The 22,391-nt window shown below is 74.0% G+C and carries 19 protein-coding genes; 14 read left to right on the forward strand and 5 right to left on the reverse strand.

Annotation, left to right across the window (positions count from 1 at the left end; all coding sequences use genetic code 11):
• Nucleotides 1–2: 2 nt before the first annotated feature.
• The 4 genes from AC07DF_RS24025 to AC07DF_RS24040 are packed head-to-tail and all read left to right on the forward strand — an operon-like array spanning nt 3 to nt 2,524.
• Nucleotides 3–908 (forward strand): hypothetical protein, encoded by a 906-nt coding sequence (locus tag AC07DF_RS24025; RefSeq protein ID WP_478976206.1) that lies wholly within the window; start codon nt 3–5, stop codon nt 906–908.
• Nucleotides 905–1,126: a Trm112 family protein gene (locus AC07DF_RS24030; protein ID WP_184592281.1), complete on the forward strand. Its 222-nt coding sequence runs from the start codon at nt 905–907 to the stop codon at nt 1,124–1,126. The genes AC07DF_RS24025 and AC07DF_RS24030 overlap by 4 nt, the downstream gene beginning before the upstream one ends.
• The gene (locus tag AC07DF_RS24035; protein ID WP_478974899.1) at nt 1,123–1,950 is read left to right on the forward strand and encodes an FkbM family methyltransferase; all 828 of its coding nucleotides are present in this window, start codon (nt 1,123–1,125) and stop codon (nt 1,948–1,950) included. The genes AC07DF_RS24030 and AC07DF_RS24035 overlap by 4 nt, the downstream gene beginning before the upstream one ends.
• Nucleotides 1,916–2,524: a hypothetical protein gene (locus tag AC07DF_RS24040; RefSeq protein ID WP_478974902.1), complete on the forward strand. Its 609-nt coding sequence runs from the start codon at nt 1,916–1,918 to the stop codon at nt 2,522–2,524. The genes AC07DF_RS24035 and AC07DF_RS24040 overlap by 35 nt, the downstream gene beginning before the upstream one ends.
• On the opposite strand, the gene AC07DF_RS24045 is transcribed toward AC07DF_RS24040, so the two are convergent.
• Entirely contained in the window at nt 2,505–3,896 is a 1,392-nt protein-coding gene (locus AC07DF_RS24045; protein ID WP_478974905.1) for an MFS transporter, read from the reverse strand. The genes AC07DF_RS24040 and AC07DF_RS24045 overlap by 20 nt on opposite strands.
• Nucleotides 3,897–3,952: 56 nt before the next feature.
• Nucleotides 3,953–4,837 carry an ATP-grasp domain-containing protein gene (locus AC07DF_RS24050; protein ID WP_478974908.1) on the reverse strand — a complete coding sequence of 295 codons (885 nt, stop codon included), beginning with the start codon at nt 4,835–4,837 and terminating at the stop codon, nt 3,953–3,955.
• 160 nt (nt 4,838–4,997) lie between these two features.
• On the opposite strand from AC07DF_RS24050, the gene AC07DF_RS24055 reads away from it, so the two are divergent.
• The gene (locus AC07DF_RS24055; RefSeq protein WP_478974911.1) at nt 4,998–6,080 is read left to right on the forward strand and encodes a MerR family transcriptional regulator; all 1,083 of its coding nucleotides are present in this window, start codon (nt 4,998–5,000) and stop codon (nt 6,078–6,080) included.
• A gap of 26 nt (nt 6,081–6,106) precedes the next feature.
• Here AC07DF_RS24055 and AC07DF_RS24060 read toward each other — a convergent pair whose 3' ends face one another.
• Complete coding sequence (locus tag AC07DF_RS24060) at nt 6,107–6,814, reverse strand: FadR/GntR family transcriptional regulator (protein WP_478974913.1); 708 nt, start codon at nt 6,812–6,814, stop codon at nt 6,107–6,109.
• Nucleotides 6,815–7,006: 192 nt separating this feature from the next.
• Between AC07DF_RS24060 and AC07DF_RS24065 the strand changes: the two genes are divergently transcribed.
• From AC07DF_RS24065 to AC07DF_RS24100, 8 genes are all read left to right on the forward strand, one after another.
• A complete protein-coding gene (locus AC07DF_RS24065) occupies nt 7,007–8,287 on the forward strand; it encodes an SLC13 family permease (RefSeq protein WP_478974916.1) in 1,281 nt (426 codons plus the stop codon).
• A 73-nt stretch (nt 8,288–8,360) separates the two neighbouring features.
• A complete protein-coding gene (locus AC07DF_RS24070) occupies nt 8,361–9,806 on the forward strand; it encodes an acyl-CoA synthetase (RefSeq protein WP_478974919.1) in 1,446 nt (481 codons plus the stop codon).
• The gene (locus AC07DF_RS24075; RefSeq protein WP_478974921.1) at nt 9,799–11,139 is read left to right on the forward strand and encodes a carboxyl transferase domain-containing protein; all 1,341 of its coding nucleotides are present in this window, start codon (nt 9,799–9,801) and stop codon (nt 11,137–11,139) included. Before AC07DF_RS24070 ends, AC07DF_RS24075 begins: the two co-directional genes overlap by 8 nt.
• Before the next feature lie 80 nt (nt 11,140–11,219).
• On the forward strand, nt 11,220–11,588 hold the full coding sequence (locus AC07DF_RS24080; RefSeq protein WP_478976208.1) for a CU044_2847 family protein: 369 nt from the start codon (nt 11,220–11,222) through the stop codon (nt 11,586–11,588).
• Nucleotides 11,585–13,306: a VMAP-C domain-containing protein gene (locus AC07DF_RS24085; RefSeq protein ID WP_478974924.1), complete on the forward strand. Its 1,722-nt coding sequence runs from the start codon at nt 11,585–11,587 to the stop codon at nt 13,304–13,306. The genes AC07DF_RS24080 and AC07DF_RS24085 overlap by 4 nt, the downstream gene beginning before the upstream one ends.
• Before the next feature lie 70 nt (nt 13,307–13,376).
• Nucleotides 13,377–14,405: an AAA family ATPase gene (locus AC07DF_RS24090; protein WP_478974927.1), complete on the forward strand. Its 1,029-nt coding sequence runs from the start codon at nt 13,377–13,379 to the stop codon at nt 14,403–14,405.
• A 151-nt stretch (nt 14,406–14,556) separates the two neighbouring features.
• On the forward strand, nt 14,557–18,849 hold the full coding sequence (locus AC07DF_RS24095) for an SAV_2336 N-terminal domain-related protein (protein ID WP_478976211.1): 4,293 nt from the start codon (nt 14,557–14,559) through the stop codon (nt 18,847–18,849).
• A 244-nt stretch (nt 18,850–19,093) separates the two neighbouring features.
• Nucleotides 19,094–20,131 (forward strand): rod shape-determining protein, encoded by a 1,038-nt coding sequence (locus AC07DF_RS24100; RefSeq protein WP_478974930.1) that lies wholly within the window; start codon nt 19,094–19,096, stop codon nt 20,129–20,131.
• A gap of 24 nt (nt 20,132–20,155) precedes the next feature.
• On the opposite strand, the gene AC07DF_RS24105 is transcribed toward AC07DF_RS24100, so the two are convergent.
• Together AC07DF_RS24105 and AC07DF_RS24110 are read right to left on the reverse strand one after the other, a co-directional pair.
• The gene (locus AC07DF_RS24105) at nt 20,156–21,109 is read right to left on the reverse strand and encodes an anti-sigma factor RsbA family regulatory protein (protein ID WP_478974933.1); all 954 of its coding nucleotides are present in this window, start codon (nt 21,107–21,109) and stop codon (nt 20,156–20,158) included.
• The gene (locus tag AC07DF_RS24110) at nt 21,106–21,456 is read right to left on the reverse strand and encodes an STAS domain-containing protein (RefSeq protein ID WP_478974936.1); all 351 of its coding nucleotides are present in this window, start codon (nt 21,454–21,456) and stop codon (nt 21,106–21,108) included. Before AC07DF_RS24110 ends, AC07DF_RS24105 begins: the two co-directional genes overlap by 4 nt.
• Nucleotides 21,457–21,648: 192 nt before the next feature.
• Between AC07DF_RS24110 and AC07DF_RS24115 the strand changes: the two genes are divergently transcribed.
• Nucleotides 21,649–22,326 (forward strand): ANTAR domain-containing protein, encoded by a 678-nt coding sequence (locus AC07DF_RS24115; protein WP_478974939.1) that lies wholly within the window; start codon nt 21,649–21,651, stop codon nt 22,324–22,326.
• The last annotated feature ends 65 nt before the right edge of the window (nt 22,327–22,391 follow it).

Raw genomic sequence — 22,391 nt, forward strand, 5'->3', positions numbered from 1 at the left:
GAGTGGCCGCGGCCCTGCTGGCGAACGTCCTGTACAGCACCGGATTCGTCCTGGAGAAGCGCGCGCTCGCCGCCCTCCCGGAAGTAACGATCCGGCAGCCCGCCCGGCTGCTGCGCCTGGTGCTCGGCAGCCCGCTGTGGATCGGCGGTTCGCTCTCGCTCGCGGCCGGGTTCGCCGCGCAGCTCGCCGTGTACCGGACGCTGCCGATCGCCGCCGCGCAGGGCATCTTCGTCTCCGGCCTGGTCCTGCTCGTGCTGCTGTCGGCCCGGCTGCTCGGCGAGCAGACGACCGGCCGGGAGCGGTACGCGCTGGGCGCGATCCTGCTCGCGCTGCTGATGGTGGTGCTGTCCCTGCGCGAGGGCTCGGACTCCGTCAGCCAGGAGGCGCCCTACCCGCTGATCCTGCTGGTGTGCGTGCCCTCGCTGGCGGCCGGGGTGTGGCTGTACGGCTCCGCCGAGCGGCGCGCCCGCAACCGGCACCGGCGCCCGACGACCGGCGTGGAGTACGGCGTGGCGGTGGGTCTGCTGTACGGCGTCAGCTCGCTGGCCATCAAGGGGGTGTCGAGCCATCTGACGACCAGCGGGATCGGCGGCGCGGTCCTGGACCTGCTGAGCTCCCCGTATCCGTATCTGCTGCTGTTCACCGGTGTGTTCGGCCTGGTGATGTCGCAGGCGGCGCTGCAGCGCTGCCGGGCCTCGCTGATCGTGCCGGTGTGCACGACCGTGACCTGCCTGTTCACGGCGGTGCTCGGCACGCTGTCGTTCGGCGAGGCGCTGCCGGACGAGCCGCTGCGGCTCGCGCTGCGGGTGGCGGGCACGACCCTGGCCGTCGCCGTACTGCTGACCATGCCCAAACACGACTCCGCTCCCCAGGAGCCCGCCCCAGCCAAGGAGTTGGCATCACCGTGAAGCCTGATGACCCGCTGCTGAAGATCCTGGCGTGCCCGCTCGACAAGGGCCCGCTGCATCTGCTGGCCGAGGAGGCCGAGCAGGAGGAGGCCCTGTACAACCCGCGGCTGCGCCGCCGCTATCCGATCCTCGACGGCATTCCGCAGCTGCTGCCGTCCTCGGGTGAGCAGGTGCCGGACGACGAGCACGAGGAACTCCTCAAGAGGATGGCACCGTGACCAGCCTGGCGGCCCGCCTCGCCCCCTTCCTGCCCACCCGGCTGGTGGCCGCGACGGCCCGGGCCCTGTATCCGCGGTTCGAACCGGAGCTGGCCCGGCTCGCCGAGCTGTGCCCGCCGGACTGCGGTACGGCGGTGGACGTCGGTGGCTGGTACGGCCCTTGGACGCACCGGCTGTCCGGCCGCGCCGAGCAGGTCGTGACGATCGAGCCGGTGCCCCATCTGGCCCGGCTGCTGGCCGCCGCCGTCCCGCCGAACGTACGGGTGGTCCGTGCGGCGGCCTCGGACCGTCCGGGCCTGGCCCGCCTGTGGCTGCCGTCGGACGACTCGGGCGACCGGGGCGTGTCCTCGCTGGTCCGCCGTGACATCCACGGCCGGGCGCTGGACGTCCCCTGCGTCACGCTGGACGAACTGGGGCTGCGCGACGTCGGCTTCATCAAGATCGACGTGGACGGCAACGAGCCGGCGGTCCTGCGCGGGGCGACGGGTCTGCTGGCCCGTGACCGGCCGGCCCTGTTCGTGGAGCTGGAGTCCCGCATCCAGCCGATCGCCCCGGTGGTGACCTATCTGGCCCTGCTGGGCTACGACGGCTGGGTGCTGCCGGGCGACACCTGGGTGCCGCTGGCCGAGTTCCCGTTGGAGGACCACCAGGCCGACGCCTCCTACGTCGTCTCCCACGGCCTGCTCCGCCGCGTCCTGCCCTCCCCTCTGCTCAGGGGCCCGCGCTATGTCAACTCCGTGCTCTTCCTGCCCGACGGCCGCCGCCCCGGAACGGCCCCGGTGGGCGACGATGGTTCCCATGCCCTCCGGAAAGCGCCCCGCTAGCCCCTTCACCACGCTCGATTTCCAGCTGGTGCTGCTGCGCCGCATGGCCGACCACAATCCCGGCCTGGTGGAGGACGCCCGGCACGAGCTGGGCGTCTCCCTCGCGGACATGCGCGAGGCGAACAAACGCTGGCAGGCGATGATCCGCTCTCCGCGCTCCCGCCCGCCCCTGTCCCGCTACCGCTCGGTCCTCGGTGCGGCGGAGTCCCGGACGCCCCGCCGCATCGGCGACCTGGACTGCGAGGCGTGGCTGTGGCCCGTGCCGCTCTGGCCCGCCCTGCGCTTCGAGGTCCTGACCGCCCCGAACGGCGCCGTGTGGAACGAGTGGCTGGTCCGCGCGCCGGGCGCCGCGGGCCCCGAGCTGCGCACTCTCGACGATCTCGCCCCCTGGTCCTGCACGGTCGACGAGGCGGCCCGCGCCTTCGCCCCGGCCCGTCCGCTGGAGGGCACGGCGCCGACCCGGTGGGGGCTGGCGTTCGCGGCGCCGGACGCGGCGGGGGTGCGGCGGGAGGTCGTCGCGGAGTTCACCTGGGGGCTGCTGCAGCGGGTGGCCGTCACCGGCCGTCAGGAGTGAGGGGCTCCGCGCCGGGCTGTCCGGCCTTCGCGGGCACGCACCGCCACGCGAGGACCGCGGCGGCCAGATAGGCGAGCGCGCCGACGAGCATGCTGGTGCGGATCCCGGTTCCGTAGTCGGTGGCCGAGGCGAGCAGGCTGCCGCCGAGGGCCACGCCGGTGGCGCTGCCGATCTGGCGGGTGGTGTTGAAAAGGGCGGAGGCGGCCCCCGAGTACGCCTCGGGCGCGGCGCCCATCACGGTGGTGGTCGAGCCGGTGAGGGCGAAGGACGTACCGAATCCGGCTGCCATCATCGGGGCCACCAGCAGCGCGTAGGCGGGGTCGGCGCCCGCCGCGGCCCAGCCGGCCAGCCCGAGTGCGGCCAGGAGCATGCCGGAGACCACCAGCGGACGGTCGCCGGTGCGGCGGGTCAGCCGGCCGGACAGGACGGAGGCGAACATGGTCATCGCCACCGCCGGGAACAGCGCGAGCCCGGTGCCGAGGGCGCTGAAGCCGCGCTGGTGCTGGAACTCCAGGCTGGCGGTGAACACCATGCCGTAGAAACCGAAGTTGAACAGCAGGCCGATGACGGCGCCGCCGCTCATGGCACGCGACCGCAGCAGGCCGAGGGGCAGCACCGGGGAGCGGGCCAGCCGCTCGCGCAGCGCGAAGGCCGCGGCGGCCAGTACGGCCAGGCCCACACCGGCGAGCACGGCCGGGTCGGTCCAGCCGCGCCGTCCGGCCTCGTTGAGCGACGCCGTCAGCAGGGCCACCGCCGCCACGACCGCGACCTGCGCCGGCCAGTCCAGGGGCCGGTCGGCACGCCGGGGCGAGCGGCCGACGTGCCGCAGGGTCAGCGCCAGACAGGCCGCGCCGACGGGCAGGTTGATGAGGAACACCCAGCGCCAGCCCGCAGTGGAGACGAGCAGCCCGCCCAGCAGCGGCCCGGCGGAGGCCGCGATGCCCGCCATCGAACCCCACAGCCCGAAGGCCCGCGAGCGTACGGCCTTCTCCGGGTAGGCCTGCTGGAGCAGCGCCAGGGAACCGGGCACGATCAGCGCCGCCCCGAGCCCTTCCACCAGCCGGGCCACCACCAGGAACGGGGCGCTCGGCGCCAGCGCGCACGCGGCCGAGGACAGGGTGAACACCGCGACGCCCGTGCAGAACACCCGCCGGTTGCCCAGCCGGTCCCCCAGCGCACCGCCCGTCAGCAGGAACCCGGCGAAGACCAGGGTGTACCCGTCGGTGATCCACTGGATGCCCGTCAGCGAGGCCGACAGCTCCCGCCCGATCACCGGCACGGCGACGTTGATGACGGTCACGTCCAGGATCACCATGAAGTACCCGGCACACACCGCCAGCAGCGGTGCCCAGGACCGTCGCTCGGAGGGCATGGCCCTACCAGTACACCAAAAGCCGCATCAGGGAACGTATCCCCCACGGGTCATGATCAGTCCATGGCGGCGAGGACCGCTTCGACCACCCTCGGCAGGGATTCCGGGTGCAGCCACAGGAACAGGTTCGGTTCGATCAGCTCCAGCTCCATCACGCACGGCTCCCCGTCCGGCCCGGTGACGAGGTCCACGCGCGCGTACAGCAGCTCCTGATCACCGGCCAGGGGCACGGCGGCCAGGGCCCGCTCGGCGACGGCCAGTTCGGCGGGGGCCGGCTCCCAGGGCCGGAGATCCGGGTGGGCGATCTTGTCGGCGTCGTACGGGGTGCCCGGCGCGAGGACGGCGCCCTTGCGGGAGGCGTGCAGCAGTCGTCCGCCGAAGAACTGCAGGGCCCGCTCGCCGTGGGTGTCGATGCTGGTCAGATAGGGCTGGAGCATGACGGTGAAGCCCTCGGCGTGCATCCGCTCGACCTGGCGCGTGGCGGCGTCCCGCTCTCCGGCGGGGTAGCGGGCGGCGTACCGGGCGCCGGCGCCGGAGGTGGGCTTCACGACGTACTCGTGGTCGTCGGGCAGCTCGAGGGGGTCGCCGGGTGCGAAGTAGCGGGTGGGCACGGTCGGTACCCCGGCCTCCGCGAGCCGGCCCAGATACCTCTTGTCGGCGTTCCACCGCACGACGTCCACCGGGTTGGCGAGCCGCGTCACCTTCGCGCACCGCTCGGCCCAGGCCGTGAATTCCTCGGCCCGCCAGCTGTAGTCCCAGGTGGACCGTATGACGACGAGGTCGAACCCGGCCCAGTCCACCTCGGGGTCGTCCCAGTGGACGACGGCCGCCTCGGTCCCGGCCTCCCGCAGCGCGTCCGCGAGCACCGGCAGGTCCCGGTCCTTGCTCACCTCGCCACCGGGGTCGTAGGTGACGAGCGCGATGCGCGGGGTGCCGGCCACGGCGGCTCCATTCTCGTACGGACGATCGAACGATGTCCGCCGCAGGCTAACAATCCTCGATGGAACCACGACACCCTGTTTGACCTTCACCTTTGGTGAAGCCCCAGCATCGGTGACGGAACGGAACGAGCGCGAGGAGCGCGGGACCGCGGGGAGACGCATGGACATGCTGACGATCGGCGCGTTCGCGAACGCCTGCCGGCTCTCGCCGAAGGCACTGCGCCTGTACGACGAGCTGGACCTGCTGCGGCCCGCCCGGGTGGACCCGGACACCGGATACCGGTACTACGCGGTGGCCCAGCTCGAGCAGGCCCGGCTGGTGGCATGGCTGCGGCGGCTGGGCATGCCGCTGGCCGAGATCCGCCGGGTGTGCCGCCTGCACGACCGCGACTCGACGGCCGCCGCCCGGGAGATCCGCGCCTTCTGGGCACGGGTCGAGGCGGAGACGGCGGTACGGCGGGACCTCGCCGCGTTCCTGGTCGACCACCTGACGACGGACTCGCGAGAGCCAGGAGAGGACACCGCCGTGCTGAAACTGCGTTACTCCGCCCACTCGGACACCGGACGCGTCCGCCCCGCCAACCAGGACACCGCGTACGCGGGCACCCGGCTGCTCGCCGTCGCCGACGGCTTCGGCCCGGCGGGCGCGCCCGCGAGCAGTGCCGCCGTGGAGGCACTGCGCTCCCTGGACACGGCGGACATCCCGGCCGGCGGGGTCCTCAACCTCCTGGAGGACGCGGTGCGGGGCGCGACCCAGGCCGTCCACGACGTGGCCGACGGCGCCGACGACATCGGCACGACCCTGACCGCTCTGCTGTGGACGGGCTCGCGGCTGGCCTTGGTGCACATCGGCGACTCCCGTGCCTATCTGCTGCGCGACGGCGAACTGTTCCTCATCACCCACGACCACACGGTCGTCCAGTCGATGATCGACGAGGGGCGCCTGACCGCCGGGGAGGCCGTCTCCCACCCGCAGCGCGCCCTCCTCCTGAAGGCCCTGACGGGCGGAGGGGCGACGGTGATCCCGGACCTCCGCCTGCACGACGCCCACCCGGGCGACCGCTATCTGCTGTGCTCCGACGGCCTGTCGAGTGTCGTCCCCGAGGACCGCATCCTCGACCTCCTCACCTCGCGGGTCACCCCGGACGAGACGGTCAAGGCCCTGGTCGGCGCGGCGAACGAGGCGGGCGGCCCGGACAACGTCAGCTGTGTGGTGGCGGACGTGGTGGAACGGGCGGCCTGACCGGAACGGCGTAGAAACACGGGCCTTTACTCCTCTTGGCCCGGCTCCCAGTCCAGCAGCCGCACCTTCGCCACCGTGCGGACATGGCGGCGCATGGCCGCGGCCGCCCGGCGGGGTTCCCCGTCGGCGATCGCGTCGAGGATGGCCTGGTGCTGGGAGAGCGAGCGGGACGGACGGCCGGGCTGGCGCAGCGACTCGGTGCGGCTCTCGGCGATCTGCTCGGCGATGGAGCGCATGAACTCGGCGAGCAGACCGCTGTGGGCGGCCGCCGTCACGGCCGCGTGGAACAGGCGGTCGCCCTCCACGCCGTGACCGCCCGCCTCGATCTCCTCGGTCATGTGCGCGAGCGCCGAGCGCATCGCCGCCAGATCGTCCTCCGTGCGCCGCTCGGCGGCCAGTTCGGCGAGCTTCGTCTCCAGCGCCTCCCGGGCCTCCAGGACATCCGGGAGGCGCCTGCGGCGTTCGACCATCCGCTCCACGGGCTCGGTGTCGAGACTGTCCCGCACGAGGTACGTACCGCCCCCGTGCCGGGCCTCCACCAGGCCCTGGACCTCCAGCACGACGATCGCCTGCTTCACGGAGGCGCGGCTGACCCCGAGCCGCTGGGCGAGATCACGCTCGGGCGGCAGCCGGTCGCCGGCGCGCAGCCCGCCCTCGGCGACGTACTGGCGCAGCCGCTCCAGCACCTGTTCGTAGAGGCGCTGTTTCGTCATGGGGCGCAGGGCGTCGGTCACGGAGTCCCCCTCTCGCCGGGAGCGTAACACCGGCCTGCCCGGTGGCCGAGTGGCTGAACCAATTATCGCGCGACCCCTTGACGGGGGCCCGGGCCGCACCCACTCTTTCAGCCAACGCACCTGAAGTGGTTCAGCCACTCGGCCACTCCCAGATGCTCCCAGCCGCTCCGGGGCCCAACGACGGGAGCCCGTATGTCCCCCGAACTCATCTCGATCCTCGTCCTCGTCGTGGTGTTCGTCATCGCCACCACCCGTTCCGTCAACATGGGCGCGCTCGCCTTCGCCGCGGCCTTCGGGGTGGGCGGGCTCGTCGCCGACCTCGACGCGGACGGCATCTTCGCCGGCTTCCCCGGTGACCTGTTCGTCGTCCTGGTCGGCGTCACGTACCTCTTCGCGATCGCCCGCGCCAACGGCACCACCGACTGGCTGGTGCACGCCGCCGTCCGGCTCGTGCGGGGGCGGGTGGCGCTCATCCCCTGGGTGATGTTCGCGCTGACCGGCGCGCTCACGGCGATCGGCGCGGTCAGCCCGGCCGCGGTCGCGATCGTCGCCCCGATCGCCCTGAGCTTCGCCACGCGCTACGGGATCAGCCCGCTCCTGATGGGCGCGATGGTCGTACACGGCGCCCAGGCCGGCGGCTTCTCCCCCATCAGCATCTACGGCTCGATCGTCAACGGCATCGTCGAACGGGAAAAGCTCCCCGGCAACGAACTCGTCCTCTTCCTGGCGTCCCTGACGGCGAACCTGGTGATCGCCGGTGTGGTGTTCGTCGTCTGCGGGGGCCTCAAGCTGTGGGCGCAGGGCGCGGTGGACGAAACCGGCAGCGACGGCGGCAGCCCCACCCCAGCCACTCCCACGAGCCCGGAAGAAACCAGCCTCACCCCCTCCCGCATCGCCACCCTCACCACCCTCCTGGCCCTGGTGGTCGCCGTCCTCGTCTTCGACCTCGACGCAGGCCTCACGGCCATCACCCTCGCAGTGGTCCTCAGCACACTGTGGCCCGAAGACAGCCGCAAGGCAGTGGGCGAGATCGCCTGGCCCACCGTCCTCCTCATCTGCGGCGTCCTCACCTACGTAGGCGTCCTCGACGAGATGGGCACCATCACCTGGGCCGGCGAGGGCGTGGGCGGCATCGGAGTCCCCCTCCTCGCCGCCCTCCTGCTCTGCTACATCGGCGCGCTGGTCTCCGCCTTCGCCTCCTCCGTGGGAATCATGGGCGCTCTGATCCCCCTGGCCGTCCCCTTCCTGGAACGGGGCGAGATCGGCGCGATCGGCATGGTCGCCGCGCTCGCCGTAGCGGCGACCGTCGTGGACGTGAGCCCGTTCTCCACGAACGGCGCCCTGGTCCTGGCCGCCGCGCCGGACGTCGACCGCGAGCGTTTCTTCCGGCAGCTGATGGTGTACGGAGGAATCGTGGTGGCGGTCGTACCGGCGGCGGCATGGCTGGTGATGGTCGTTCCCGGCTGGGGATAGCCGGCCGATGCCCCACGAACAGACAGACAGGCAGAACAGGCAGAACAGGCAGAACGACTAAGGAGACGGACGCGTGCCCCCTCTCTTCCCGGCCCTGACCGAGGCCCCGGCCGACCGCCCCGCTCTCCGGTTCGGCGAGCGCTCGCTGACGTACGGAGAACTCGCCGCCGCGGCCGGCGCCCTCGCCGCACACATCGGCGCGGCCAGGCGGGTCGCCGTCTGGGCGACGCCCACGATGGAGACCGCCGTCGCCGTCGTCGCTGCCCTGCTGGCCGGCGTCCCCGCCGTACCGCTCAACCCGAAGTCGGGCGGGAAGGAGCTCGGCCACATCCTGTCGGACAGCGCCCCCGACTTGGTGCTCACGGCCCCGGAGGACCAACTCCCCTCCCCCGTGGGGGACCTGCCCCGGCTCGACGTGGACGTGCACGGCACCGGCCCCGCCCCCGAGGAGCACGCCGACGAGGCCGACCCGGCCCTGATCGTCTACACCTCCGGCACCACCGGCCCGCCCAAGGGCGCCGTCATCCCGCGCCGGGCGATCTCCTCGACCCTGGACGCGCTGGCCGACGCCTGGCAGTGGAGCGGCGACGACGTCCTCGTCCACGGACTGCCGCTGTTCCACGTGCACGGCCTGGTCCTGGGCACGCTCGGACCGCTGCGGCGCGGCGGATCGGTCCGCCACCTGGGCCGGTTCAGCACCCAGGGCGTGACCCGTGAGCTGGCCGGGGGCGCGACCATGCTGTTCGGCGTGCCGACGATGTACCACCGCATCGCGGAGGCGGTGACCGGCGACCCGGATCTGGTGAAGGCGCTGACCGGGGCGCGGCTGCTGGTCTCCGGTTCGGCCGCGCTGCCCGTGCACGACCACGGGCGGATCGCGACCGCGACCGGACGGCGGGTGATCGAGCGCTACGGCATGACGGAGACGCTGATGAACACCAGCGTCCGCGCCGACGGCGAGGCCCGCCCGGGCACGGTCGGCGTGCCGCTGCCCGGTGTGGAGCTGCGGCTGGTCGAGGAGGACGGCTCGGAGGTCTCCGCGTACGACGGGGAGACCGTCGGCGAGATCCAGGTGCGCGGCCCGAACCTGTTCACCGAGTACCTCAACCGGCCCGACGCCACCGCCGCCGCCTTCACCGCCGACGGCTGGTTCCGCACCGGCGACATGGCGGTGCGCGACCCCGACGGCTATGTCCGGATCGTCGGCCGCAAGGCCACCGACCTGATCAAGAGCGGCGGTTACAAGATCGGGGCGGGTGAGATCGAGAACGCGCTCCTCGAACACCCGGGGGTGCGGGAGGCCGCGGTCACCGGGGAACCGGACCCCGACCTGGGCGAACGGATCGTGGCGTGGATCGTGCCCGCGGATCCCGAGTCGCCGCCCGCCCTGGCCGAGTTGGCCGACCATGTGGCCGAGCGCCTCGCACCGCACAAGCGCCCCCGGGTCGTCCACCACCTGAACGCGCTGCCCCGCAACGACATGGGGAAGATCATGAAGCGGGCGCTGACCCATGAGTGACCGGCACTCGGCTCGCGAGATCGTCGCCCTCGTCGCCGACGACTCCACCTTCGCCGAACTCCCCGCGCCCATAAGGGATCCCAGGCCGGACGGCCCGCTCGGGTGGCCGGGCTACGACGCCTCCCGCGCCCGTGCCGCCGAACGCACCGGCGAGCAGGAGTCCGTGGTCTGCGGCACCGCCCGGATCGGCGGCGCCCGGGCCGTGCTGATCGCGTTCGAGTTCGGCTTCCTCGGCGGCTCCCTGGGACAGCGCACCGGGGACCGGCTGGAGGCGGCGTACACCTACGCCCGTGACCACCGCCTCCCGGTCGTGCCGCTGGTCGCCACGGGCGGCAGCCGGATGCAGGAGGGCATGCTCGCCCTGACCCAGCTCCAGCGGGTGGCCCGCCAGTCGGCGCTCACCAGGGAGGCCGGGCTGGCCCAGGTCGCCGTGGTGCGCGACCCGACGACCGGCGGCGGCTGGGCCACCCTGGGCGCGGGCGCCGACGTGGTCCTCGCGCTGCCCGGGGCGCAGATCGGCTTCGCCGGCTCCCGGGTGCGGCCGGCGGACGCGGACCCGGCGGCGTACACGGCCGAGGCGCAACTGGCGGCGGGCGCGGTGGACGCGGTCGTACGGCCGGAGGAACTGCGCGAGGTGCTGGGACGGTGGCTGCCGCTGCTGACGTCCCCGTCCGGCACGCCCGCCCCGCCGCCGGAACCGCTCGGCGACAGCGCGGGCCTGCCCGGCACCGGCTGGGACGCCGTCCGGCGGGCCCGCTCGCCCGGGCGCCCGCGTGCCGCCGCCTATCTGGACGCCTACTTCACCCACCGGGTCGCGATCAGCGGTGACCGCTGCGGCGGCACCGACCCGGACGGGATGCTGTGCGGGTTCGGTGAGCACCAGGGCCGTACGGTCGCGTACGCGGCGCAGACCGGGACCGCGACCCGCCCCGCCGGCTACCGCACCGCCGCCCGGCTGATCCGGCTCGCGGACCGGCTCGGCATTCCGGTGCTGACCCTCGTCGACACCCCGGGCGCGGCCAACGACGCGGAGGCCGAGCGGCAGGGCGCGGGCGCGGCGATCGCCGACCTGTTCGTGGCGGTGGCGGGCGCCCGTACGCCGGTGACGACGCTGGTGATCGGCGAGGGCGGCTCCGGCGGCGCGCTGGCCCTGGCCGCGCCCGGCAACACCTGGGCCACGCCCGACAGTTACTTCTCGGTGATCGCCCCTGAGCTCGCGGCGGCCATCCTCAAGCGGCCGCCGCGCGAGGTGGAGCCGACGGCGGACCAGCTCCGCATCCGGCCGCAGGATCTGGTGGAGCTGGGGGTGATCCGGGGGACGGTGGGACCGTAGATCCGGTGGATGCCCCACGTGACATCAAGTACCGTCCGTCACAATGGAAATGCTCAGTGCAGTGGGACGACGGGGGTGCCGTGGACGGGTTGGTCGAATTCAGGACCGGTGACGGTGCCGTGGTCGCGGTCGAGGGGGTGGAGGAGCGGTCCGGTTCCCGCCTGGTCTCCCGGGGCGACGGGACGGTCCAGGCGACCCGTACCTTCGAGGGTGCCTTGGACGGGGTGCGCGCCGCCGCCGAGTCCGCGCTGCGCGTCTTCCGCGACGGTTCGCTGAAGCCCGACGGCGTGGAGATCGAGTTCGGGGTGAAACTGTCCGCCGAGACGGGCGCGTTCATCGCCAAGGGGACCGCCGAGGGCCATCTGGTGGTCAAGCTGTCCTGGTCCCCGTCCGCTTCGGAGGCGGGTGCGCAGGGGTCCGGCGCTCGGGAGGCCGGCGCCGCCTCATGAACAGCGCCGTGGGCAGCGCCCTGGAGACCACCCTGAACAGCGCCGAGTGGCACGCCCGGATCGAATTACACGGCCGGGTGGCCGGAGCGGGCTTCCTGGTCACCCCCAGCACGGTGCTGACCTGCGCCCATGTCGTGCAGGACGGCGACGGTCTGACGGTGACCTTCACCGAGCGGCCCGGGTCACCGGCCGTGCCCGCCCGGGTCGTCGCCCACGGCGGCTGGACCGGCGCCGGCACCGACCTCGGTGACCTCGCCGTGCTGGAACTGGACCGGGAGATGCACATCGCCCCGGCCGCGCTCGCACCCGTCGACGCCGCGCACGGCACGAGCCCCCGCAAGCTCGTCGTCTACGGCTTCCCGGCCGGCTTCGACGAGGGCACCCTCGCCGAGTACCGGGTCACCGCAGCCCAGTTGATCAAACGGGAGTGGCTCCAACTGGAGGCCTGGCACCCCGGAGGCCAGCCCCTGGCCCCCGGCTTCAGCGGAGCCGCCGTCACCCTGGCCGAGACCGGCGAGGTCATCGGCATGGTCACGGCGGCGGCCGGCAGCCGGGACGTGCGCAACGGCCGGATGATGCCCACCCAGGTCATGGCCCGCTACTGGCCCGGCCTGCAGAGCCTCGTGCCCACCTCGGACCACACCGGTGCCGACCGGGCGCGGCTGCGCGCCCTGGTCGAGAAGGCGGCCCGCGCGGGCGTGGACTGCGACCCGGCCCGGCTCTACACCGCGGCGGCCGATCCGTTCGACCCGCCGCCGCCCGAGGAGGGGTTCGACTCGCTGTGGTCGGCGGCCCTGTTCGTGCTGTGCGAACTCGACGGCCCGGGCGCCGCGCGGACCGTGTCCCGGTTCGCCGACCGGCTCGAAGCCCTGCTGCACACCCCGGCCGTGGAGCCGTCGGCGCCCGACTGGTCGCCCATCCTCGTAGAACTGGGGCACAGCGGAGCGGGCGACGGGCTGGTCCGGGTCGAGGTGTCCGCGTACAGCGAGGGGCGACGGCACCCGGTGGACTCCGGCACGGTCGAAGAGCACCGGCTGCACGCCTATGTGCGGGACCGCATCGAGGCGGCCTTCCGGTATCTGACGCCCGGCGCCGACGAGCTGGTCGCGTTCGCGCTGCCCCGGGACTGGCTGGACTGGCCCGTCGACCTCTGGGAGAGCGCCCCCGACGACGCGACCCCGCTCGGCTGCGTCTACCCGCTGGTCGTCACCGACCACGCCCGGCGCAAGGCCAGCACCCGGCATGTCCTGACCCGGGCGTGGAAGCGCCTGGACTCCCTGCCGGGCGCGCGGATGCACCGTGTGGAGTGCGGCGGCCCGGAGGAACCCGGACGGCTGCGGATGCGGATGCGGCGGCCCGACGCCTGCCTCGCCGGGTTCGGCACCGCCCCGGCCGCCGCCCGCACCCGGCCGCACTTCGACACCTCGCTCACCGCACCGGCCCCGGTCATCGTGTGGTCGCGCGGCGGCTGCGACTCCGGGCAGGAGGAGTGCGCCGGAGACGGCTGTACCGGCAAGGCCTTCCTCGACGCGCTCGACGCCTGTGTGGCGGCCGTACCGCCCGCCGAACTCCCGCGCCACGTCCTGGCCCTGCGCGAGGAGGCCGACGCGGAGGAGGACCACTGGGCCCACGGCATCCAGCTGCTCTGGGACGACCCGCGCGTCTTCACCGACCCGCACGCGGTCACCGCCGCGCACGCGGGGTCGCCGGTGTCCTGACCCACCCGGACGCGGTCCGGGGCGCCTTGAGAAACACCAGCACGAAAACGGAGAGCGGAGACCACCCCCCATGCCGCACTGGTCGGTCTACACCGGCAGGAACGAGCCGCACGACGGCATCGACCACCTCCCCGCCCCACCGCCCTGGCGCGCCTTCGACGGCGGGCCCGCCCTGCCGCCGCCCGACGACACCGACGACGCGACGGCCGTCTCGCCCGACCGTGTGCACCGGGCCAAGTCGTACGTGGCCACCCCGGAGAGCGTCCGGCTCGTCAACGCCGCGCTCTGTCTGCGCCGCCCCCTGCTCGTCACCGGCCCGCCGGGCACGGGCAAGTCCTCACTGGCGTACGCGGTGGCCCGAGAGCTGCGCCTCGGCCCGGTGCTGCGCTGGAACATCACCAGCCGCAGCTCCCTCGGCGACGGCCTCTACCAGTACGACCCGCTGTCCCGGCTGTACGCCGCCCGGGAGCGGCAGGACCGGGAGGGGCGGGACCGGCCGGCCGCCGGCGACGTCGAGGACCATCTGCGCCTGGGCCCGCTCGGCACGGCACTGCTCCCCTACGACCGGCCCCGTGCCCTGCTCGTCGACGAGATCGACAAGAGCGACCTCGACCTGCCCAACGACCTGCTGAACGTCCTGGAGGAGGGCCAGTACGAGATCCCCGAACTGGTCCGCGCCGCCCGCCACTCGGAGGACACGGCGGCCGAGGTCCTCGCCGACGGCACGGACACGCCGGTCGCCGTCCACCGCGGCCGGGTCCGCTGCCGGGCCTTCCCCTTCGTCGTACTGACCAGCAACGGCGAACGCGAGTTCCCGCCGGCCTTCCTGCGCCGCTGCGTCCGGCTGAAGCTGCGCCGCCCCGACCGGGACCAGCTCACCGACATCGTCCGCGCCCACCTCGACACGCCGGACGCCGCCGCGGACCGTCTGATCACCCGCTTTCTCGAGCGGGCCAACGGCGGCGAACTCGCCACCGACCAGCTCCTGAACGCCCTCTACCTCACCGGAGTCTCCGGCCTGGACGCCGAGTCCCGCGACGACCTCGCCGAGCAGCTGATGCCGTACCTCAGCGCGACGGCCGACGGCGATGGATTCTGAGCACGAGTGGGAGGGCCCTCGGGCAGACGGGGCAGGCGCTCGCGGGGCGGGCCGCGTCCCCGGTGACGGTTCCTCGGGGATCAGCCGCCGCGCGGCCGGGGCTGGACACGCACACACTGAGCGCGAGGCGGGGCAGTCCCCACTCGCCCGCCTGGCCGCGGCGCTGTCCGCGGCGGGTGCGTCGCCGACGCCCCGGGAGCTCGCGGAACTGCTGTGGCTGGCGGGCCGGTTGGAGGCGGACGGGCCGTCAGCGGAGGAGCCTGCGACCATCGGCCCAGTCACGACCGGCAAGACAGCCGAGGCCTCCACGCCCGAGGGCGACCCCCTGGCCGCCCCCGTGCCACCACGTGCCTCCGAGCCACCACCCCCGGCCCCCGCGCCCGACCGCGTCCCCCTGCGCCTTCCCGCCCCTCGTTCCCCGGGCCCCGCACAGGGGGACGGAGCAGGCGGCGGCTCCCCCCTCCTCGCCCCCGCACCCCCGATGCTGCCCCACCCCCTCGCACTCCAGCGCGCCCTGCGCCCGCTGCAGCGCAAGGTGCCCTCACCGCACCTGCGGGTGCTGGACGAACGGGCGACGGCCGACCGGATCGCCCGGCTCGGCGCCCACCCCGACGTGTGGCTCCCGGTGCTGCGCCCGGCCCCCGACCGCTGGCTGCGGCTGAACCTCGTGCACGACACGGGCCCCACCATGCCGGTCTGGCGCCCCCTGGTGAGCGAACTGCACACGGCCCTCGCCCAGTCGGGCATCTTCCGTACGGTCACCCTGCATCCGGCCACGCCCGACGGCCGGGCCCGCCAGGTCCCCGTCCTCGACGACGGCCGTACGGTCACCCTCGTCATCAGCGACTGCATGGGCCCGCAGTGGCGCCCGGGCGAGGCGGGCGACCGCTGGTACCGCACCCTGCGCCGCTGGGCCCGCCACATGCCGCTCGCCGTGGTCCAGCCCCTGCCGGAACACCTCTGGTCCACCACGGCACTGCCCGCCGAACCGGGCCTGCTGACCGCCCCGGCCACGGCGGCGCCCTCGGGGGCACTCGCCTTCACCCCGTACGAAGCCGCGCCTGCCCCCGACCGGGCCCTGCCCCTGCCGGTCCTGGAACCGGCCGCCCCGTGGCTCGCCCACTGGGCGGCCCTGGTCGCCGACCCGGGCGGCGCCCGCACCCCGGGCGCGGCGGCCTGGCTGCCGCCCGTCCCCGCACCACCCGCCGAACCGGCCCCCGACCTCGCGTCGGTGTCCTCGGAGGACCTGGTGCTGCGCTTCCGCGCGACCGCGTCCCCCGAGGCCTTCCGCCTCGCCGGGCATCTCGCCCTGGCGGTCCCGTCCGTGCCGGTGATGCGCCTCGTCCAGCGCACCGTGGCCCGCGACCCGCACCCCCAGCACCTCGCCGAGGTGATCCTCAGCGGCATGCTCGCCGCGGCCCCCGGCCCGCCCGGCTCCTATGAGTTCCGGCCCGGCGTAAGGGAGTTGCTGCTGCGCTCCCTGCCCCGCACGGCCCGGGGCCGCACCCGGGAGTTCCTCGAACGCGTCGGCGGCCTGATCGACGAACGGGCGGGGCTCGCGGCCGGGGAGTTCCGGGCCGAGACGGACACCGGCCGGCACGGCTCGGGGCCCGCGTTCGCGACGGTGAGCGAAGAGACGGTACGGCGGCTGGGCGGCGCCGGATCGGAGCACCTTGTCGGAGGCCGCTACCGGCTGATCGGGCGGCGGGGGTGGAGCAGCCGGGTGTCCACGGCCGTGGATGTCCACACAGGCCAGCAGGTCATCGTCCGCCGGTATCGCGACCAGCCCGCTCCGCACGAGCGGTTCCTGAGGGAGGCACGAGCACTCGCCGAGCTGGAGCATCCGCATCTGGTGCGCGTGCTCGACTTCGGGGTGGAGGACGACGCGCCGTACCTGGTGACGGAGTTCGTGGACGGCCTGTCGCTGTCCGAAGTGCTGTCGGGCATCTCCTTCCCGACGTTCGCCCGCCTGCTGTGCCAGGGGCTGGCCGGCCTCGAGGCCCTCCACAGGGAGGGGCTGGTGCGTGGGGAGCGCGGCCCCGCGGGTCTGCTGCTGCGGCCCGACGGCACCGTGCTGCTGAGCCGGTTCGCCCTGGGCGAGGAGTCCGACGGCAAGGACCCCGAGTCGGATCTCGCCGAATTCAGCTGGCTGCTCGGCCAGTTGACCGCGGGCATGTCGGTTCCGGTCGAGCACGGGCGTCTGCTCGACCTGGTCGACGAACACCGGCTGTCCGAAGCCGCCGACCACGCCGCACGCGTGACCGCGATCGCCCCGTTGTCGCCGCCGCGCCACGTCACCCTGCTCGGCCCGCTGCGCATCAGCGAGGGCACGGAGCCCATCGAACCCCCCTCCTCACCGCACGCCCAGGCCCTGCTGTGCATGCTGCTCCTCGACCACGGACGGCGCGTTCCCCACACCGAGCTGGCCGGCGGGCTGTGGGAGGAGCCCCCGCCGGAGAACGAGGCCGCCGCCCGCCTCGAGCAGCTGGCAGCGGAGGTACGTCCCGTGCTGCCCCCAGGCGCTCTCGTCTCCTTCTCGCACGCGTACGCCGTGCACCTGCCGGACGTGTACGTCGACGCGCTCCACTGCGAGGAGCTGCTCGGCGACCCGCTGCGCCGGCCCGCAGAGCTCCGGCACGCTCTCGACCTCTGGTACGGCGACCCCCTCGACGGCATCCCCGGCCCCGCCGCCGCGGCCACCCGGGACCGCCTGCGCGGCCTCAGGCTGGACCTCGAGACCAGGCAGGCCGAACTGGAGCAGAGGGCGTCCGAAGAGGCCACCGGCCCCACGATCCTCTTCGAGGCCGACGACCTCACCGGCCACCCCGAGGCCCGCATCACCCTCGAGTACGCGGTGCACGAGATGCTCTCCCGCGGCGCCCTCGCCACCCACCGGTTCGACGTCCGGGTCCGCGGCAACGGCTACGTCGTCCACACCGAGCCCGGCACCTACGTCCTTCCCGTGCTGGTCGCGGTCCTGCGCGGGCTCCCCGAGGTCCTGGCCGGGCTCGTGGACCCGCCGCCCCTCACCGTGACGTTCTGGGACCGGCCTACCCCGCCGGCGGTCCCGCCGCCCGTGCCCGCCGACATCCAGGTGGTCGTCTCCCCGGACGTGTACGAGCAGTTCGCCGGCAGCTCGGCGGCCCAGGGACCCCAGCGCTTCCAGCCCCTCTACCAAGGCGGCGCCACCGACACGCCGCCCGTCGCCTGGTACTGCCCGCTGTCCCCCTCCACGGCCCCCGAACCGGAGGCCCGCGACCTGGTGGAGGGCCCCTTCATCACGCAGGACCTGCGCCGGCTCGGCATACCGGCCCCGGGCCGCACGGCCGTCGTCCACACCCGGCCCGACGGCCCGCTGACCCTCCTCAACCCCGCCCAGCCGCACGGCGCCCGGCCGCCACGGCACGTGACGTACTACGAGGTGGACCTCACCACGCACCACTCCCACCACCGGGTCTCCCTGCCGAGCTCCGGCAAGGGCGCCTTCGCCGCCGCGGTCGAGCTGTCCTGGCACGTGGACGACCCGGTCGCCTTCGTCCGCGGCGAGGTCGCCCGGGTGTCCGGGCCGCTGCTCGACCATCTGCTGGAGGAGGCGGCCCGGATCACCCGCCGGCATCCGCTGCGCCGGGCGGGCGCCGCCCAGCGCGCGGTCAACGCCGGGCTGCGCCGGTGGCCCGTGCCCGGGCTGTCGGTGACGGCGTCGGTGCAGCTGGCCCCGGAAGGGGCGGCCCTGCCCGGACCGCAGGGGGCCGCTCCCTCGGAACGGCCGTTGTCCCGTCTCCTCGACGAGGCCGAGACTGTGCTGCTCGGCTTCGACGGGCCCATGGCCCGCCTGTTCTCGGCGACCACCGCCGCACAGGCCGCGCTCGACCTGCTCGCCCTCGTCGACGAGCACCGCGACCCGCGGGACGCGCTGCCGGGCGCGGTGCGGGACACGTTCACGCATCCGCTGGACGTGCTGCGGGCCTTCGCACGGGACCGGCTCGGCCCGCTCCTGCGCGAACGCCTCGACGCCCGCGAACTGGAGGCGGTCCCCGACGCTCCCACCACCCACAACTCCGTGCCGCTGGTGCGCGCCCTGCACGACCTCGGCCGCCGCGTGAGCGTGGTGTCGGACGTGGGCGCGCCGGCCGTCCACCGCTATCTGGAGCCCTACGGCCTTCCGCTGGACGGCATCCACGGCCGCGGCGAGGACCTCACCCTGCTGACCCCGCACCCCGACTGCCTGCTGCGCGCGATGCACTCCTCCGGCGGCGCCGCGGCGACCGGCGTACTGATCGGCTCCACGGTCGCCGAGCTCACCGCGGCCCAGCAGGCAGGCCTGCGCTTCGTCGGACTCGCCCGCAACACCACCGCCGGCCGGCAACTCCACGAAGCGGGCTGCGAGACCACGGTCACCTCCCTGGCCCCCCTGCTGAACGCCACACGCTCACTCCGGCCCTAGGTCGTGTCCGCAAAGTCCCGGCGTCCGCCCGGAGGGCGGGCCCCGCGGCGTCTGCGGCGAGAGTGCGTGCCAGGCGTCGCGGGGCAGGCGGGACTTTGCGGACACGGCCTAGCGGGAACCCCCCGTTCGGCGGCGCCCCACCCGGCCCCCTTGGAAAGGCGGCTTCGGTCCCTCCCGCGCACGATGCGAGGGAGGCCCGCCGTCTGGCGGCCCTCCACGGTCTGTGCTCTCGGGAGGACCTGCCATGACCGCCAGTCTGGAGCAGTTGCGCCGCTGCCACTTCGCCGTCGACCTGGGCGCGGCCCGCACACGCGTCTACGTCAAGGGCGCAGGGCTCGTCGTCGACCAGCCGTCCGCCGCGGCCGTGAACACCCGCACCGGAGCCCTGATCGCGGTCGGCGAGCTCGCCGAGAAGATGACGGGCCGTACGCCGCACTACATCCGGGTGGCGAGGCCGGTCTCCGGCGGCACCGTCGTCGACATCGAGATGGCCCAGCGCATGCTGCGGCATCTGCTCGGCGACAAGATGCGCCGCAGCCTGCGCCGCAAGCCGATCCTGCGCGCCGCCGCCTGCACCCCGCACGACGCCGACCCGCTGGCCCAGCGCGCCGCGATCGAGACACTGGTCGGCCTCGGGGCCCGCCGCGTCGAACTGGTCGACACGCTGATCGCCGCCGCCGTCGGCTGCGGACTGCCCGTGGAGCAGCCCGAGGCCACGATGATCATGGTGTGCGGGGCGGCGGCCACCCAGGTGGCCGTGCTGTCCCTGGGCGCGATCGTCACCGCCGAGCGCATCCCGGTGGGCGGCGAGGCCGTCGACCACGCGATCGTGCAGCACCTGCGTCACGAGCACGAGCTGATGCTGCCCAGCCAGTCGGTACGGCCGTTGCAGCTCGCCCTGTCCGGCAACGGCCTCACCCCGCACGGCCCGGCCTCGACGGAGATCCACGGCCGGGACGTCGCCACGGGCCTGGCCCGCTCGGTCCAGGTCGACACCGCCGCCGTACGGGACGCCATCCAGACGCCGCTCACCGCCATCCTCGACGGCATCGGCAAGGTGCTCCGGGACTGCCCGCCCGACCTGGTCGCCGACCTCGCCGACCGGGGGATCATGATGGTCGGCGGCAGCGCCCTGCTGCCGGGCCTGGACGAGATGCTGCACGAGGCGACCGGCATGCCGGTGCGCATCGCCGAGCGCCCGGACGTGTGCGCCGTACAGGGCCTCGGCGCCATGCTGGAGGGCAGGATCGAGCCGCTGGCGCTGGATCCGCTGGGGGCATGAGCCGCCCGGGGGAGGCCGAGGCCCTCAGCGGGCGAACCAGCAGCGCACCGTCGTCCCCACGTCGCTCCGGTGCACCCGCACCAGGTCGGCGATCAGGTTGACCAGCAGAATCCCGCGCCCGCCGCGCTGGTCACGAGGGACGGGCCGACGCCCGGCCAGGATGTCCGCGAGCCGCCCCTCGTCGCGCACCTCGCACACCACGAACCCGTCCTCGGCCCACATCCGCAGCACACCCGAACCACCGCCGTGCACCACGCTGTTCGTGGCGAGCTCGGCCGTGGCGAGGGCCAGGTCGTCCAGCTTGACGCCGGTGAGACCGAGCCGCGCCGCCTCACCGACGGCCACGTGCCGGGCCGGGGAGAGCGAGTCGGAGTCGAAGGGGAACGTCAGCGCGTCCGGCACGGGCGGCAGCGGCTCGTTGTAGCGGTCGACGACGGCCCAGGGCGCGTACGCCTCGCTGTCCTGCTCCGCCCGGGAGCCGGAGGGGATGACGGTCGGGTGGGTGGCGTACGCGTCGGCGAGGACGTGCTCGGGGAGCTGCTCGACGTCGTACGGACACAGGATGGTCGCCGTACGGCCCCGGAAGGCCGCGTTGATGAGCGCCTCGTGCTGGACGCAGGCGGGGTACTCGGTGGCGGAGCGCCCGGCCCAGATGGGCTCGCCGATGATCCGCACCCGGTGGCCGGACGGCTGGGCGTCGGCGAACGCGCGCAGCACGCCCGGGATGATCCGGCCCGGGTTGCGCCCGGCCTCCCGCATGTCCAGGAACTTCACGCTGCCCGCGGCCTCGCCAAGGGCGTCCCGGATCAGCGCGAGGTTCTTGCCGGGCACCGCGACCGCCGCGGGCTCGCCGGCCGCCAGGCCGTCGCGCACGAAGGACACGGTGCCGTCGAGGTACTCCTGCTCGTCCCGGTAGAAGAGCGCGGGGTGGACGAAGGGGTCGAGGGGGCCGAAGGGCTCGGTGACGGCAGTGGTCATGACGTCGCCACCTCGATCCCGGCCTGGTCGGGCCAGAGCAGGTCCAGCGTCCGGCGCAGGGCCGGCGGCGGCCGGCGCACGACGAACCTGCGGCCGTCCCTGAGCTGGCCGGCCGCGGCCGCGAGCGCACCGGCGCCCGCGACGTCGACGAACGTCACGTCGGAGAGCTCCAGGTAGTACACGTCCTCATCCTCGCGAACGGCCTGCTCCAGTACGCCTTCCCAGATGGCACGGGTCGTCAGGCCGACTTCTCCCGCCGCCCGGACTCCCTGCCGCCCGGCCAGCGGAAACACCGCCAGGCCCGGCACGCGGGGCCCGGCGGCCGGCACCTGATGTCGAGTGTTCAAGCCCCTCTCCCCACGCTCTGGTCCACAGCGCTCGTACCCGTCCGGGGAAAGCTCATTCCCCCGAACCGGGTGTAGTACGCCGTAAGGCGGGCAGGCGCACCTGACACCGACGTCCACCCGGGGGGGCGACGTGATCGTTGCACAGTCCGGCTGGGACCGATGACGACCGACGAGGACCGACAAGGCGGTGACATGACGTCAGCGGCATCACCACACCTCACAGGAGGGCTGAACACCCTGGTCATCAGTGGCCGCGTCGACGCGGACCGTGCCGAGCTCACCCCGCGTGGTGAGCTCGTTCACGGCTGTGCGGACATCCTGGCCAGAACGCTGGCCGAGCTGCCGGCCACGATCACCCGGGTCGACCTCGACATGGGGGGCGTGCATTTCATGGACACGGCCGGACTGCAGTTCCTGGACGCCCTGGCGGACTACAGCCGGGCGCGTGCGACGGCGGTGACGACCGCGAACTGGAACGGCCAGCCGCGCCGGATCCTGGAGCTGGCGGGCCTGGACACCACGGATCCGCTGCGGCCCGCGCCCCACGATCCCGTCCCGGCCGCCGCCTCGGCGGTCGCCATGGAACGCGCGGAGCGCCTGCACCTCCTCCAGTCGGAGGTCGAGCAGCTCCGTCAGGCCATCGCCTCCCGCCCGGTCATCGACCAGGCCCGCGGCATCCTCATGGCCACCCACGGCTGCACCTCCGACCAGGCCTGGCACATCCTCCGGGAGACGTCCCAGCTCTCCAACACCAAGCTCCGCGACGTGGCCGCCGCGGTCACGGCCAGCGCGGAGTCCGACGGCCCGCCCCCGCCCCCCGAACTCCGCACGGCCCTGAACAAGGCCCTCACCCGCCGCCACCAGAACTGACCCACCGGGCCCGAGTACGCCCCCGGAGTCACCGGACGCGTCCACACGGGACCACCCGCGACCGG

The sequence above is a fragment of the Streptomyces sp. NPDC044719 genome (assembly GCF_056433405.1).